This window comes from Pseudomonas sp. LPB4.O, assembly GCF_038383825.1.
Classification (GTDB): domain Bacteria; phylum Pseudomonadota; class Gammaproteobacteria; order Pseudomonadales; family Pseudomonadaceae; genus Aquipseudomonas; species Aquipseudomonas putida.
Window position 1 is genome coordinate 3,765,464 of the sequence record NZ_CP151298.1, and the last position, 14,945, is coordinate 3,780,408.

At 58.8% G+C, this 14,945-nt stretch carries 12 protein-coding genes; 9 read left to right on the forward strand and 3 right to left on the reverse strand.

Annotation, left to right across the window (positions count from 1 at the left end; all coding sequences use genetic code 11):
- Positions 1-5: 5 nt before the first annotated feature.
- The 3 genes from tssM to vasI are packed head-to-tail and all read right to left on the reverse strand — an operon-like array spanning position 6 to position 5,715.
- On the reverse strand, positions 6-3,623 hold the full coding sequence (gene tssM, locus MRBLPB4O_RS16950) for a type VI secretion system membrane subunit TssM (RefSeq protein ID WP_341795998.1): 3,618 nt from the start codon (positions 3,621-3,623) through the stop codon (positions 6-8).
- Positions 3,620-5,095: a type VI secretion system protein TssA gene (gene tssA, locus MRBLPB4O_RS16955; RefSeq protein WP_341795999.1), complete on the reverse strand. Its 1,476-nt coding sequence runs from the start codon at positions 5,093-5,095 to the stop codon at positions 3,620-3,622. The genes tssM and tssA overlap by 4 nt, the downstream gene beginning before the upstream one ends.
- The gene (vasI, locus tag MRBLPB4O_RS16960) at positions 5,083-5,715 is read right to left on the reverse strand and encodes a type VI secretion system-associated protein VasI (protein ID WP_341796000.1); all 633 of its coding nucleotides are present in this window, start codon (positions 5,713-5,715) and stop codon (positions 5,083-5,085) included. The genes tssA and vasI overlap by 13 nt, the downstream gene beginning before the upstream one ends.
- Positions 5,716-6,051: 336 nt before the next feature.
- Here vasI and tssB point away from each other — a divergent pair, with 336 nt between their 5' ends.
- The 9 genes from tssB to icmH are packed head-to-tail and all read left to right on the forward strand — an operon-like array spanning position 6,052 to position 14,825.
- Positions 6,052-6,555, forward strand: a complete 504-nt coding sequence (gene tssB, locus MRBLPB4O_RS16965) for a type VI secretion system contractile sheath small subunit (RefSeq protein WP_341796001.1) — start codon at positions 6,052-6,054, stop codon at positions 6,553-6,555.
- A 16-nt stretch (positions 6,556-6,571) separates the two neighbouring features.
- Entirely contained in the window at positions 6,572-8,062 is a 1,491-nt protein-coding gene (gene tssC, locus MRBLPB4O_RS16970; RefSeq protein WP_341796002.1) for a type VI secretion system contractile sheath large subunit, read from the forward strand.
- Positions 8,059-8,469 (forward strand): type VI secretion system baseplate subunit TssE, encoded by a 411-nt coding sequence (gene tssE / locus MRBLPB4O_RS16975; RefSeq protein WP_341796003.1) that lies wholly within the window; start codon positions 8,059-8,061, stop codon positions 8,467-8,469. Before tssC ends, tssE begins: the two co-directional genes overlap by 4 nt.
- A gap of 3 nt (positions 8,470-8,472) precedes the next feature.
- Complete coding sequence (gene tssF / locus MRBLPB4O_RS16980) at positions 8,473-10,239, forward strand: type VI secretion system baseplate subunit TssF (protein ID WP_341796004.1); 1,767 nt, start codon at positions 8,473-8,475, stop codon at positions 10,237-10,239.
- The gene (gene tssG / locus MRBLPB4O_RS16985) at positions 10,203-11,219 is read left to right on the forward strand and encodes a type VI secretion system baseplate subunit TssG (RefSeq protein ID WP_341796005.1); all 1,017 of its coding nucleotides are present in this window, start codon (positions 10,203-10,205) and stop codon (positions 11,217-11,219) included. Before tssF ends, tssG begins: the two co-directional genes overlap by 37 nt.
- Positions 11,216-11,773 carry an FHA domain-containing protein gene (locus MRBLPB4O_RS16990; RefSeq protein WP_341796006.1) on the forward strand — a complete coding sequence of 186 codons (558 nt, stop codon included), beginning with the start codon at positions 11,216-11,218 and terminating at the stop codon, positions 11,771-11,773. Before tssG ends, MRBLPB4O_RS16990 begins: the two co-directional genes overlap by 4 nt.
- Complete coding sequence (gene tssJ, locus MRBLPB4O_RS16995) at positions 11,770-12,564, forward strand: type VI secretion system lipoprotein TssJ (protein ID WP_341796007.1); 795 nt, start codon at positions 11,770-11,772, stop codon at positions 12,562-12,564. The genes MRBLPB4O_RS16990 and tssJ overlap by 4 nt, the downstream gene beginning before the upstream one ends.
- A gap of 52 nt (positions 12,565-12,616) precedes the next feature.
- Positions 12,617-13,954 carry a type VI secretion system baseplate subunit TssK gene (tssK, locus tag MRBLPB4O_RS17000; protein ID WP_341796008.1) on the forward strand — a complete coding sequence of 446 codons (1,338 nt, stop codon included), beginning with the start codon at positions 12,617-12,619 and terminating at the stop codon, positions 13,952-13,954.
- 1 nt (position 13,955) lies between these two features.
- Positions 13,956-14,825, forward strand: a complete 870-nt coding sequence (gene icmH / locus MRBLPB4O_RS17005) for a type IVB secretion system protein IcmH/DotU (RefSeq protein ID WP_341796009.1) — start codon at positions 13,956-13,958, stop codon at positions 14,823-14,825.
- Positions 14,826-14,945: the final 120 nt, after the last annotated feature.

Consider the following 14,945-nt stretch of genomic DNA (forward strand, 5'->3'; position numbering starts at 1 on the left):
GATTTTCATAAAGGCTGCCCATGCGCCTGCTCTACCTGAACCACCTTGGGCGGCTGTTGCAACAACCCTCGCGGCAACCGGAAGCTTTTGAACGGTTGCTGGGTGATGGGATTGAAGGCTTTTTCAGCATTTAGTCGATAGCGCATCACGCCATCACCGGTCCGGAAGCTCAGGTCTACGCTGGTTGGCGTCCGCCCATTGAGTGAGCCGCGGCTGAGCAAGCGGAACATCGACCATGGCCCGCGGTACTCCAGGCTGCTGCTGTTACCGTTCTGCCTCAGCAAGGTCAGGTTGCTGCGCACCTGCTGCCCCAAAGTATTGGGCCAGACGATCCCGGTGATCTGGCTCGGCCCATGAGTGTAGGCGATCAATTGGCCATCCAGGTCCAGCAGGCTGGTACGCTGGTTCGCACTGAGCCCCAACGGCTCGATGCTGAACTGCACGCTCAGGTTGCCGCGCTGATCGAAGAAGGTTTCGCGGATGCGATCTGCCTGCTCCAGTTGTTCGATCACGTCGCTGCGAATCAACGAGCGCCCTTGCTGGCCGGCCTGCAGGGCTTCAAGGTTGTCCTTCAGGAAGACCTTCAGGTACTGGTCGTTGAACTGCTGCAGCCGCCCCTTGGGCCCGAAGAACGCCTCAAAGTCGTCCAGGGAGGCGTCAGGTGCTCTCACTACGAAGGGATACCGCCCTGCCAGGCGCTGCTGGAAGAAGCTGTACACCTCGGCATCCCAACGCCGCTCCAGCTCGCGCAGGGCTTCGACGTTGAGCACTTGTGCCGTTTGATCGGCCAATTTCCTGACCTGGTGGTTGATCGGCTCTGGCAAGCCGGTAGAGACTCGCTGCAAGGTACCAATTGGATCCTGACCCGTCATCGAGAAGCGTTGATGCACAGCCTGGAGTGCAGCTTTGCCTCTATCGGGGCTGTCCTGCACCGCCTTGGCGTAATCATGAACGGCGGTAATGGCTCCAAGGGTTTCGTCGTAGTAGCTGGGCTTCTCACCGGTTGCTCGCAGCATGGCGCTCAGCCCAACAAATGCGCGCTGGATGGCCCAGGCCTGTTGTTGCTCGGGCGTGCTGGCTGGCGGTGCTAGCGCTTCAGCATCTTCAAGTGTCTCAACGCCCACGGCTGGTGACAGCAAAGTGTTGTCCTTTACGGTATCCAGCAACCGATGCAGGGGTGCCGCTGGCCCGGTGAATTGCTGCAGAATTGCCACCCCATGGTCCAGATCGCGGAAGTCAGTCACCGAAATTGCGTTCAAGGCGCGCCGCCAACTGTCGATGAAATCCGCGCTGTACAAATTGCGCAGCCGCTCGCTCAACGCCTCACGATCAGCGTCAGAGTAATCGAGCTGGCCGCGCTCACCCAGCGCCCACTGGTCGATCATCGCCATGTCAGCAAACCGCTGGCTGCGCGGTTCGAAGTACTCCTTGAAACCTTTAGCGGTGAGCATCGGTGCCAGCACGACATCATCGCCTTTCCTGGAACTGCCAGCTGACTGATACACCACATCAAAGGCCGGCCCCACCTGATTACGCAGGTCCAGGCCGGTGTGCAACTGTTCCTCAGCCTGCTGTTTGAGGCCCGCATAGACCCGCTCGGCAAGCGGGACCCTGCGCAAACTCTGCTGCACCTCGGCGATGCGCTGACGATACTGGGGCAGATCGGCATCGGCATAGGCCAGTGCATACTTCAAGTGCCGCATCAGGTCGCGTTGCAATTGCCCTTGGCCTGGGAATTTTTGCTGCCACTGGCGAGCCATCCAGTCCTCGACCCAGTCGGGCCGTCGGTTCTGGCGGTCCTCCAGCATCCGGTAAACCCTGAGGGCAGCCATTTGTTGCTCACTGCCAGGCTGTGCCGCGGCCATGGCATCGATTACCCCACTGGCCAAGGCTGGCAGGAAACGCTTGGATAGCAGGCTAAGGTAAGCCTCATCCACGCGTGGACCGATGGCACGTCCTTGATACAGACCTAAATCAGCTACACCCGGCCACGCTGCACGATAGTCGCCAAACACAGCCACCGCGTCGCGGATCTGGTCCAGTGGCTCCAATAGGTTGCGCCCGGTCGGGTCCAGTCGCTGGTCGATCTCGTGATGACTGTATTCCCTGCTCTTGGCGAGCACGTTGGCGGCCTTGGCGCCATTGATATCGAAGTAGCGTTGCCAACTGGCGATGCCAACCCACAAAGCCAGGACGCCTACACCAGAGCCTATCCAGAGCAGCTGGCGCTTGTTGCGCGCCACTTTGACGTTGTCCCCAGCGAGTCCAGATTCCGGATAGATGACGCGCCTAAACGCGTGCTGGATGAAATAGACCAGAGCCTTGCCCTGCGCCTTGCCTTCAAGCAGTGGGAGCTTCGTCTTGTAGGGCTGTGCCGCCTCCCGAACAAAGGCGTTGAGCATGTCGCCCTGCTGCACCACCGAAGACCAATACACGCCACGCACCAAAGCAGGCGTTGTGTAGCGGTCGCTGGCAAGTGTTTCTTTGAGGAAGCCCAATAGTATTGGGCGCAAACCGATCAACTGGGCATGCAATGAGAACAAGCGGGCTCGCAGCAGCGCACCGTCCAGTGCATCCAGTCGTTCTACCATCTGTTCGAACAACTCGCTGATCATCTGACCGTACTGTTCACCATATTCGTCTAGCCAAGCGTCAAACGTACCGATCGCATCCAGTTTGAACGTGAAGCCCAGCATCTTTTCCCGCGAAGCGGCGGGAAGTCCGGCGTAAAGCTGGTCAAAACCATCCAGCAGATCGAACTTGCTCAGAACCACATAAAGCGGCAATCGCGAGCCCAACTGACTGCTCACCTCGTACAGCCGCGTGCGCAACACATGCGCCAATGCAACGCGTTGTTCGGACGTGCCGTGCACTAACGCAGGCAAGTCGATCACCAATACCAAGCCGTTAAGGGCTCGCCGACTGCGGTTGCGCACCAGCCAACCCAGTAAGTGCTGCCACAACCTGGCCGGTGTAGCGGGTGGTACCTCCGGTGCGTCTGCTTCCTCGGCTGGCGGCATTGAGCACGAATCTTGGCGGATGAAGGCGCCTGGTGGATCGATGATCACCGCGTCGTTGCTGACCCACCAACCAATCGGGTACGCCAGCGCTTGCGCCTGTCGGCCGCGCTTCTGTGCCTTGTCGATGCGAGTCAGCGAGAAATCTTGTTCGGTACGGTCAATGAAGCTGGTCTTACCAGCACGCTGATCACCCACCACCAGATACCAGGGCAATCGGTACAATGCGCGTCGGCCGCCAGCGTTATGCAAAAACAGCGAAAGCCCCTGGTCCAACGCCTGCTCTTGCGCTTGAACGTACGGCAATACCCGGTCCAGCTCGACGGCTGCGGCCTGATTGCGCTCTGCCTGCAGACGGCGATTGCGCTTGCGCAACACCACGAGCCAACACAGTAGCGACACCACCACGAGTACCAGACTGGCCAGCCCTCGATGGGCCATGCTTGCCAACGGCTGCTGTTCACGCCACGTCCATTGCGGGCCGAGCCACCAGATGGCCACCAGTATCAATGCAGCACCCAGCCCGAGCAGCAGCGGCATGGCCAGACCAATACGAGTCACCAGGGGCAAGCCCCAACGTTTGAGGTGCTTCCATAGTTGATTCATCGTGACTTCCGTTCCTTGTTCCGATCAGCCTCTATCTGCGGTACCGCATACTGCTGAAGACGTTGAAATACCTCTGGCTCCCAGGCACTGGCGGTGGTTTCCTGCATCGTTCTAGCTACACCTGCGCACAAGTCCCGCGCCAGCCAAGACACGCCCCGAGCGGCCAACAGGTCTGCGGCGATGACAGTGGTATGGCAACGCTCACGGGGCGCGTGGAGATCCGCCTGCATCCCCTGTAGCCTGAGCAAGACGGGTTCCACGCCGCCTGCTTCCAGCTGGCTTACCAATTCTTCACGCAGGCTGGCAAACTCATAGTCGGCCGCTTGTTGGCCAGATGCGCCATGTGCCCCCTTGAGCCATGCCAGGCATTGATCATCGACAAACACCTTGCCGTCGCTGAAGCACAGTTGCTGCAATGCCGGCATGCGTTGCACGAACCGCGCGGTCGCGGCGCGAATGGCCTCTGCCACTTCGCCCATTGCCAGCCGGCTGGCAGCGGTTGCCGCCAGGAAGCTGCCGCGTATCCAGTAAGGGCAAGCGGTTACACTCTTTTCGATACGCAGGAGCAATGCCGCGTCAATCCCGGTGCCTGCAATGGCCTCTTCATAATCCCCGGCGATATCCTGTGGCACGGCCATCAGCTCTGTGCGGTTGCCTTGCTTGGTTTGAGGTGCTGCCTGGATGTGGGCCCACAAGCCGAATCGACGTAGCTGGTAGCCCGTCGGGTCGTAAGGGTCCTGCTGATTGATCAGTTCGGCCATGGTCAGCACGGCCTGGCGTGATTCGCGCTCGTTGCCCAGCGATACGCGGGGCATTGGTGTAGCGATGACCTCAGCCAGCGGCGCAGGCTTGCTCGCCGAAGAGGCCGTGGCTAAGGATGAGGTTGTAGTCGGCTCGCCCACACCGTTGGCAAGCCCTGTGTATTTAGCAAGCAGGCGCTCAAGTTCACCCAAAAACGCTTCATCCAATTGCGCTGCAGCTTGCTGCCGTTGCAACCGTTGCAAGGCCTCCTGCGCCGACACCGCATGAGCGGGGGTGTACGTGAATCGGTCCAGCCGTGGCAGCGCTTCGGTCAAACGATTGAGTATCAGCGCAACCAACTTGCGTTTACCCAGAAAGCCTTTAGGACCAGGTTTCGGATACGAGCTTTCCCAATACTGTTCGATTAGGCCAGCGAGCATCTCCAGGGTAAAAACCCAACGCTCCCAGCATCGGCTGCGCAGCCAGGCGGCACTCAGATGCGCGGCGATGCGCAAATGCTTGCACTGCTGGCCCAGATACTGCTGGGACGCTTCCTCGATGTAGGCCCAGTCGATTGAGGGCTCCTGCAGCCCGCCCAGCTTGACCATTTCCTGATCAATGGCCTGGTAGGTTTCGTTCTCTACATCGAACAACCCGGCAGGACTCTGAGCGTCGATGGGAGCAAGCAACCGGGCAGTTTCCTGCGGGTTGACTTCTGCTACCAGCGACATGCTTTGCGCGCCTCATCGATGAGTGGGTCCAGCCCCTGAGCGTCAAAGACCAGACCGTGAACGGCCGGGTTGTCACTCTCGACGTGAATACGATGGGCCTTTATCAGTTTTTTGATCTGCTCGATGCCCGGCAAGCCCCTGCCGGCGTCAAGCACCTGACCGTTCTCCATCACCTGCCAAGGGGTAGGAGCAGTTGAGCCACGTTCCCCCTTCAATTGCACGATCACGCGACCGGTATCGATGGGTTGTGCGGCAACCAATTGCAGCCTGGAAATGTTTTGCAAACAGCTGATCACCAGATAGGAATGCTGTGCGGCCGAAGCAATCGCAGGCGCCGATATCATCAGCCCATCATCTTCAGCCCTGAGGCGAAACATCAGGTCCTCTGGCGACCGCCCCGCCTCATTGGTCAACACACGACGCAACGTAGTCGAGTCCTGCTCCGGTGCGGACCATTGCACAGGCACAAGATGAGCAGGAGTTCCGGCTGATCTATCGAAACATGCCAAACGCTCCAGATTAGAAACGATGTGCCGACAATCCTGATAGGAATACGCAGGCATCGATAGAAAGTTCAATACCAGCACTAGACTTAGCCCATAAGCTTTTTTACCAGTCATCGCAAGAAAATTCTCTCTCAATAACACGCACGCCCCATTTATCCGACGAGCGCAAGAACTCCGATTACTTTGAGCGCCCAAAACTGACAAGAGCCTAGCCCATAAAAAACAGGTGATACAAACAAATATTTTTTAACATTTTCGTGCTCGACCAAGCGCTACCACCGAGCGCATGGTTTTTAAAGGACTCATGAAGTCCGACCCAGCTTGTTTATAAAAACCAGTCAGATTTGTTTAAACGAAACGTCAATATCAGTGAAATTTCCTACAAGTCACTTAAGACACACTTAAAGAACTTCCACGGAAAATTCCTACATACCAAGGAGAGTTTCTGCGATGGCGAAAACCATGGGATCGGTTGCACCTAAAGAACGTATCAACATCAAGTACGTACCCGCCACGGGCGATGAACAGGCCGAAGTAGAGCTACCGCATAAGATGCTGGTGCTTGGTGATTTCGGGCTGGAAGACACCCGTGCCCTGGAAGACCGTTCGGTGATGCGCATCGATAAACACACCTTCAACAATGTGTTGAACGATGCCGGTGTCAGCCTGGCTATGTCCGTACCCTCTGCGCTCAACACAGCCCCGGACGCGGAGCTGGCGGTCAACCTGCAGTTCAAGGCCATCAACGATTTCGGGCCAGACAGCATCGCCCGCCAAGTACCGGAGCTGAACAAGCTGCTGGAGCTTCGCGAAGCATTGGTCGCCCTTAAAGGCCCCTTGGGCAACGTGCCCACGTTCCGCAAGCAACTGCAGCATCTGCTGAATGACGAGCAAGCGCGCAAACAACTGGCCCAAGAACTGAACCTCGTGCTCGAAGCGCCGAAAGAAGACTGAGACAACGGAGCGTCCCATGCCAAAGCAAAACAATACGACCGTCACGGTTGAATCGACAACGGAGATACTGAGCAACGCCACCCTGCTCGATCAGATCATGGCAGAAACCAGGTTGGTGCCCACTCAAGAGGGCTATCAAGTCGCTCGCCAAGGTGTATCTGCCTTTATTGCCGAAATCCTTAAAAGCCATGACCCAGATCAACTGATCAACAAACATCGCGTCGATCAAATGATTGCTGAGCTGGATCGAGTCCTCAGCAAACAGATGGATGCCATTCTGCATCAGCCTGAGTTTCAGCAACTTGAGTCAGCCTGGCGCAGCCTCAAACTTCTGGTCGACCGTACGGACTTTCGCGAGAACATCAAGCTTGAAGTGCTGCATGTCAGCAAGGAAGACTTGCTTGATGACTTCGAGAACGCGGCCGATATCACGTGCAGCGGAATGTATAAACACGTTTACACCGCAGGTTACGGCCAGTTTGGTGGCGAGCCAGTTGCGGCCATGGTCGGCAATTACAGCTTCGGCCCCTCTTCCCCCGATATCAAACTATTGAGCTACATGGCCTCTGTCGGTGCCATGTCGCATGCCCCATTCCTCGCCGCACCCTCCCCTGAGTTCTTCAACCTCAGCAGCTTTGAAGAGCTGCCCAACCTGAAGGAGATCAAGGACATCTTCGCCGGCCCACGGCATGCCAAGTGGCGCGCGTTTCGTGAAAGTGAGGATGCCCGCCATGTTGGGCTGACCGGACCGCGCTTCATGCTCCGCTCTGCCTATCATCCGCAAGACAATCCTGCCAAGAGCTATCACTACCGCGAGGAGATCGACGGGCGGCACGATAATTACCTGTGGGGCAGCTCAGCCTTCCTGCTGGCCAGCTGCATCAACGACAGCTTTGCCCGCTACCGCTGGTGCCCCAACATCATCGGCCCGCAATCGGGTGGTGCCGTCGAAGGCCTGCCGGTGCACCTGTACGAATCGCTGGGTCAGCTGCAGGCCAAGATTCCTACCGAAGTACTGATTTCCGACCGCAAGGAATTCGAGCTGGCCGAAGAGGGCTTTATCGCCCTGACCATGCGCAAGGACAGCGACAACGCCGCGTTCTTCTCAGCCAACTCGGTGCAGAAGCCGAAAAATTTCCCCAAGACACCCGAAGGCCTGCAAGCACAGACCAACTACAAGCTCGGCACCCAACTGCCCTACCTGTTCATCGTCAATCGCCTGGCCCACTACATCAAGGTGTTGCAGCGCGAGCAGATCGGCAGCTGGAAGGAGCGACGGGACCTTGAATCCGAACTCAACAAATGGATCAAGCAATACGTCGCCGACCAGGAGAACCCGACTGCAGATGTGCGCAGCCGTCGCCCGCTGCGTGCTGCAAATGTCGAGGTTTCGGACGTCGCAGGTGATCCGGGCTGGTACCAGGTGTCGCTCGCCGTGCGCCCGCACTTCAAGTACATGGGAGCGAATTTCGAAATCTCCCTGGTTGGTCGGCTTGATACCCAATGAGTGGCTTTTTCGATGGTTTGGTGACGAACCAGTTCGCAAGCCGGGTGCCGTCCGGGCAAGAGAACGCTACCCAGAAGTTCGCCGCCATCAAGCGCCACCTCGAAACGCTGCTCAACGCTCGCCAGGGTTGCTCACAGAGCAGCCCTGAGCTGGGCCTGCGCGACTTCAACGGGCACGACGTAAGCAGTGGCGACCTCCTGAAGCAAGTGAGCGCAGACATCCGCCGCACCATTCAGCGCTTTGAGCCACGTGTCCACGTGCGAACGCTCAAGGCAGTGCCCGATTGTCATGCCCCGTTGGAGCTGCATTTCAGGCTGGACTGCCACGTGCAGGTCAACAACCACACGGAGCAGCTGCAACTGGAGCTGCTGGTCAACGGCCATAACCGCCACACCCGCGTGAGGTGACCCATGTCACTAAAGGATCGATTCAGCGAAGAGTTGCGTTATCTCCATGAACTGGGGAACGACTTCGCTCAGGACAACCCACAACTTGCCCGGCTGCTCGGCAAGGGTGGTAGCGACCCGGATGTCCAACGCCTGATGGAAGCCTTTGCCTTCCTAACGGCTAAGCTGCGGTTGAAGCTGGAGGACGACCTGCCGGAGCTGACGCACCCGATGCTGCAGCTGCTGTGGCCCAATTACCTGCGGCCTCTGCCGAGCGCCACGATCATCCAGTTCACCCCGCGCAAGCAAGCGCTCAGCCAGTCGCAGCGCATTCCCAAGGGCTCGCGGTTGTTCTCCAACCCTGTGGATGGTGTGCCCTGCGAGTTTCGGACCTGCACGGCGGTGGACATCCATCCGTTCGAGATCGACGCAGTGAGTGCTACCCAGACACTCGACAGTTCAGTGGTTCGGCTCGACCTGAGAACCTTGGTCGAGCGGCCATTGAACACCTTGGGCTGTGCCAGTCTCGATTTTCATTTGAGCGGTGATACTCAAACTGCCCGCACCCTTTATCTGTGGATTGCGCAATACCTCAAACATGTCGAAGTGACGGTGAATGGCGAGGTCCGCCGGCTGACGGCCAGCAGCATCGTCCTCCCAGGCTTCAGCCCGGTTGAAGCCTTGCTGCCTTACCCACAGAATGTCTTCGACGGCTACCGGATTCTGCAGGAATACTTCATATTTCCCGAGCGTTTCCACTTCTTCAGCGTAGCCGGGCTGAAGAAAGTCTGGCCCGATCAGACGACTCAGCAGGTCAGCCTCGAATTTCACTTCACCCGACAGTTACCTGATTCGCTACGTGTCGGCAGAGCAGACTTCAGCCTGTTCTGCACCCCTGCGGTGAACCTGTTCAGTCACAGCGCCGAGCCTATCGACCTGTCCAACCAGTCCGGCCAGGCTGAGCTCACTCCCCGAGGTGAGGCGCGACACGCCTATGAAATCTTCAGTGTCGATCAGGTCATCAGCACCCGCACGACAACAGATGGCAGTACCGGTGAACACCTGCGAACCTTCCGACCCTTCGAGTCGTTCGCCCATGAGATCGAGCATGTGCAAGGGCGCACAGCGCTGTACTACCGCTACACGCTTGAAGAATCCCTGCGCGACGATAGCGTCACCCACCGCATCGCATTTGTCCGCGCAGACGCCAACGCCTACATCGGCGAGCTGGAAACTGCCTCCATCGACCTGACCTGCACCAACCGCGACCTGCCGCGGGCGTTGGCTATCGATGACATCAATGTGATTTCCGAGGTCACGCCGCCCCTGGCTACCTACACCAACATCTGTGCTCCAACCCGCCCCTATCGGCCGGTACTGGACGGCCAGTTGCAGTGGGCCCTGATCTCCAACATGTCGTTGAACTACCTGTCGCTGCTCTCTGCCGAGCCGCTTAAAGCGGTCATCAATGCCTATGACTTCGCCGCCCTGCATGACATCCAGCAAACCCGTATCACCCGCAAGCGCCTCGACGGCATCCGGCATGTTCAAACAGAACCCCTCGATTGGCTGATCAAGGGGCAGCCCATTCGCGGCCTGCGCACGCGGCTGAAGCTGGACCAAAGCGCATTCCTCTGCGAAGGCGACCTGTATCTGTTCGGTTGCGTGCTGGCCCACTTCTTCGCCCTGTACGCCAGCATCAATTCCTTCCACCAACTGGAAGTGATCAACACCACCAACAACGAGCACTACACATGGCCAATCCAGACCGGCAAACAACCGCTGATCTAGCCGACAAGCTGCTCGCCGAGGCGCACCAGTACAACTTCTATCAATTGCTGGAGCGCCTGCACGGCTTGCACGGGGATGACCTGGAACCGCGTTGGCCCGACCCCGCCATCCGACGGCGCGTGCGGCTTGCCAGCGACCCGCGGCTGACCTTTCCTGTGTCCGACGTGTACAAGGCCGAACGCATGCGTGAAGCGGAGGACCGCTATCACGTGTGCACCACCTTCATGGGCCTGCACGGCACTGACTCGCCCTTGCCAACCTATTACCTGGAAGAAGTGTCGTACGAGCATGCCCACGGCATTGGTATACGACCGGCGTTCTTCGACTTCTTCAATCACTACTTGCTCAGCCTGTTGCACCGCATCTGGCGCAAGTACCGCTATTACATCCGCTTTCAGCCAGGCGCGACCGATGGCTTCTCGCAGTACATTTTCGCCCTGCTCGGATTGAATGACAAACAACTGCGCGGCGACACGCCGCTGCCTTGGAGCCGGTTGCTCAGTTTCGCCGGGGTCATCGCCAGCCGCAGCCGTGCGCCGGGCACTGTCGCCGGCATCATCGCCCACTGTTTCGACTTGAAACAGGTGCACATCCGAGAGTTCGAAACCCGCTCGGTTCTCACCACGGCCAAGCAGCTGGTAAGCCTTGGCCGCAGCAACGGCGAGCTTGGCAGCTCGTTCATGGTCGGCAGCCGCACGCGAACCCGCAGCAGCAAGTTCACCATCGTGATCAGCGAACTCGATCAGGAACAGTTGCGTGACTTGTTGCCCAGTGGCCTCAATTTCAATCGCTTGCGTGCACTGATCGATTTCCTGTTGCGAGACGGACTGGCCTATGACCTGGAGCTGCGTCTGAAGCAGAACGCGCTATCGCCCTTCTGCCTGCACCGTAGCCAGGGCGCCTACCTGGGCTGGACCAGCTTTGTCGATGACCGCCACGGCCAGATCAGCCCCGTCGTGCGGTTCCGGGGGCGCTCATGAGCACATTGATCTTGAGCATCACCAACCTTGATCAGTTGCAACACAACGTCACTGCCCGACATCGATTCGATTGCACAGGCGGCACCCTCGGCAGCGCCGGGGCCACCTGGCGGATCAACGATCGTGAGCAGACCGTTGCGCCGGTTCACTGCGAGATTCGCTGGATGGAGGGCAGCTTCTGCGTCATTGACCGCAGTCAGCGTACCTACCTGAACGACAGCCACGACAGCTTGGGATCGCTCGCCCCCAGGCGACTGCAGGACGGTGACCAACTGCGCATTGGCGCCTATCGACTACAGGTTCAACTTTCGCAGGCCGATGCACGTTCTCTGGAGGACTTGTTCAGTCCTGAACAGCGAACCCTTGATCACTGGCTACTGGAAGCGCCAGCCAACGCTTGGCGCCCCATTTCAGGCGCCAAGCACGTTGTCACAGACATCTGCTCGGCCTTCGCGCCAGGTATCGGCAACGATCCCTTGGCGGCACTGGACACAGTGACAGGGGCAGCCCAAAAGAGCCCGTTGGAACACCTGATTGCAGGAGAACGTCCATGACGCGACATTCATTAGTGGCCGGTCTGCTGATTGCACTGTTCGGGATTTCGGGTTGCAACTCCCTGAACAAAATCGGCCAAGTGGTCATGGATCCCTCGATACCCGTCGGAGCGCCCAAGGATCACCCTACCCAAGTGGCGTTCAGCATCAATGCCAGCCCAACACTCAATGGCAATCCGAACAGCGTTGTGATGGCGCCCGAGTTGGAGCCCGTCATCGAGCCCAACCCCTATGCCGTTAGCCTGAGCGCAGGTGATCCCTACGTGCTGACTGAAAAAGTCGGGGCTTTGTTCGAATACCTTCAGGAACACTTTCCAGCGATGTCGCCCGTAGATATGCCAGTGGAAGACGGCGAGGAGCCTGCGCGCTCCCCCCTGGAGGAAAATGCCCCCGGCAGCTACGACGATCCGACCGTTGCCCTGACCTTGCCGCGCACCACCACCCTGGCTGCCGAGCCCGTCGCCACGCCCATGGCCATCAAGATTCTGCAACTGCGCGACGATTCACTGCTGCGCAACAGTGTTTATGAGCTGCTGGACAAGGACCCTGCCGAGGCGCTGCGAAGCACCTACATCCGCGATGATGACTACTTGCTGCGCCCCGGCCAGTTCAAGTTCATCCCTTTTGTGCCCATCGAACCCGAAACGCGCTTCGTCGCGGTGATCGCCGACTACCGCAACCAGGAAAACGCTACCTGGAGCCAGGTGCTGCGCATTCCGCCCCGCGGCCACCAGATCATTCTATCGGTGTTGCTCAACGACACGCAGGTTCTGCTCAAGGAGGAGGACTGATGGCGCCTCTAACCCTGCCCTTATCGCTTACTCACGCTGACATGGAGCGCTCATGAGTTCACGTAATCCCGTCTTGTGGCCTGAAGGCCTATTCGTCAAACCGCAGCATTTTCAGCAGGCTGCCCGTGCCGCCGAAGCAGCGTTGCATCAGCGCCTTTGCACCCTGAACGCTGCCTTCTATGGCTTCAGCGAACTACAGTTGAACGACGAGTACCTGAGCCTGGGCAAGATCGCCATCACCCGCGCGCGCGGCATCATGCCGGACGGCACGGTGTTCGATATCCCTGCTGACCTGCCGCCACCTCCACCGTTGGAAGTCGAGGACGACGGCGCCAAAGACAGCGAGATCTTTCTGTGCCTGCCACTGCGTACCGAAGGTGGCCGCGAGGTGAGCTGGCCCGACAATGCCGCCAACTTCCGCTACCGCGCACAGGCAGAGGAAATCAAGGACACGCACAGCGCCGACGGCGACCTGGTGCAGGTTGACCTGGCAGTGCCAAACCTGCAGCTCAAACGCAAGACTGACGATAGTAGCGCTTACACACGGCTGGCTCTGGCACGCATATTGGAACGCCGCCCGGATGGGAGTCTACAACTGGATGAGGGCTTCTATCCCACCAGCGTTTCAGTACGTGCCGTACCCGCGCTGCAACGCTTCCTGGAGGAAATCACCAACTCCCTGCGCGAGCGGGCGCGCAACCTCGCCGCCCGTATTGGTGCCTCAGGGCAATCCGGCATCGCGGACATCCGCGACTTCAACCTGCTGCAAGCCATGAACCGCTGGTGGCCATGCTTCCAGCATCTGGCCAGGCAGGGTCAGACCCACCCTGAGCAACTGTACCTGTGCATGAGCCAGGCCTGTGGCGAGTTCGTCACCTTCACCGACGAGACCCGCCTGCCGCAGGAATATCCCGCCTATCACCACACCGCGCTACGCACGTCGTTCAAGCCCTTGGAAGACACCCTTCGCCGGGCACTGAGCACGGTACTGCAACCTCGGGCGGTTTCGCTGCCATTGGAGACGCTGGAGTTTGGGGTGATGACCACCACACTGGAAGATCGTCGCCTGATCGACCAAGCCGATTTCATCCTGGCCGTGCGCGCCAATTTGCCACCGCAAACGTTGCGCCAGATGTTTGTGCAAAAGGCCAAAGTCGTTTCGCTGGAATCGTTGAACGAGGTCGTGCCGCTGCAACTGCCCGGTATTCCACTGGTGCCGCTGCCCGTGGCGCCGCGGGATCTGCCTTTCCATGCGGGCTTCACCTACTTCGAACTAGACCGCCGCGACCCGACCTGGGCGGCCATGAAGGCCTCCAATGGCTTCGGTATTCATGTCGCAGGCGAGTTCCCTGGACTTGAACTGCAGTTCTGGGCGATCAGGAGTGAATGACATGGTAGATAACAAAACCTTCCCCACTGATGCTGCACAGATTGAAAGCAAAAAACTGCAGACGATGATTGAGGAGTCCTTGTCCGGCGACTCACCCGCACCCGCAGAAGCTGGAGATTCCGATCAGAAAACCAAGTCAGAGCCTGTTTATGCAGGCTACGCAGCTGACCCGGACTTCCAACTGCGCGGCGGTTACGAAAACCTGATGCTGGATGCCGCTGCCCCGCTGTTCGGCCTGGTGATACGTCTGCGCACCCTGGATGCGTTGCCCAATATCAAGGACGTACACCAGCAAGTACGCAACCAGATCGACAATATTCGCGAGGAGATACGCCAGCACGGCTACGAACCCACTCAGTTGCTGGCGTACTCCTACGGCCTGTGCCTCTTCATCGATGAAGCAGTCATGGACAGGCCCTGGGGCAAGGCCAGTTGCTGGAGTCAGGAACCCCTGCTCAGCATCTTCCACGACGAAACCTGGGGTGGGGAGAAAATCTTCACTGTGCTCTCGCGCCTGATGCAGGAGCCCGAGCGCTACCAGGACGTGATCGAGTTCATGTACTTCGCGCTGTGCCTGGGCCTGAAGGGCAAGTACGCCATCGCGCCGAAAGGCGAAGAGTCACTGAATGGGCTTATTCACCAACTTCACGGGATCATCCGCGAATTGCGCGGCCCCGTGCCGGAGTCGGTCGGCGATCCCTATACCAACGTGGCCCCCCGCAATTTCCGCATGAACCGGCAATGGCCGTGGTGGAGCCCGCTGGCTATCTCCGCACTGGTCATGGCGGTGGCCTACGGGATCTACAGCTATCGCTTGCACCTGATCACAACCGAAGTGCTGGAGTCGCTGAACGGCATTTTGCAGCAGTAGCCAACCGTGACAAAGCACCACTGAATTCAACGAATTAGCGAGGTTTTTGCCTCGCTGACAAGCCCATCGCTTCCGATGGCCACGCCACCCGTGGTGCGCGTGCTTTACCCACATGGACGC

What these genes read in the sequence shown, in the direction of transcription:
- tssM (WP_341795998.1), bottom strand. Translation starts at nt 3,623, where the DNA reads ATGAATCAACTATGGAAGCACCTCAAACGTTGGGGCTTGCCCCTGGTG.
- tssA (WP_341795999.1), bottom strand. Translation starts at nt 5,095, where the DNA reads ATGTCGCTGGTAGCAGAAGTCAACCCGCAGGAAACTGCCCGGTTGCTT.
- vasI (WP_341796000.1), bottom strand. Translation starts at nt 5,715, where the DNA reads ATGACTGGTAAAAAAGCTTATGGGCTAAGTCTAGTGCTGGTATTGAAC.
- tssB (WP_341796001.1), top strand. Translation starts at nt 6,052, where the DNA reads ATGGCGAAAACCATGGGATCGGTTGCACCTAAAGAACGTATCAACATC.
- tssC (WP_341796002.1), top strand. Translation starts at nt 6,572, where the DNA reads ATGCCAAAGCAAAACAATACGACCGTCACGGTTGAATCGACAACGGAG.
- tssE (WP_341796003.1), top strand. Translation starts at nt 8,059, where the DNA reads ATGAGTGGCTTTTTCGATGGTTTGGTGACGAACCAGTTCGCAAGCCGG.
- tssF (WP_341796004.1), top strand. Translation starts at nt 8,473, where the DNA reads ATGTCACTAAAGGATCGATTCAGCGAAGAGTTGCGTTATCTCCATGAA.
- tssG (WP_341796005.1), top strand. Translation starts at nt 10,203, where the DNA reads ATGGCCAATCCAGACCGGCAAACAACCGCTGATCTAGCCGACAAGCTG.
- MRBLPB4O_RS16990 (WP_341796006.1), top strand. Translation starts at nt 11,216, where the DNA reads ATGAGCACATTGATCTTGAGCATCACCAACCTTGATCAGTTGCAACAC.
- tssJ (WP_341796007.1), top strand. Translation starts at nt 11,770, where the DNA reads ATGACGCGACATTCATTAGTGGCCGGTCTGCTGATTGCACTGTTCGGG.
- tssK (WP_341796008.1), top strand. Translation starts at nt 12,617, where the DNA reads ATGAGTTCACGTAATCCCGTCTTGTGGCCTGAAGGCCTATTCGTCAAA.
- icmH (WP_341796009.1), top strand. Translation starts at nt 13,956, where the DNA reads ATGGTAGATAACAAAACCTTCCCCACTGATGCTGCACAGATTGAAAGC.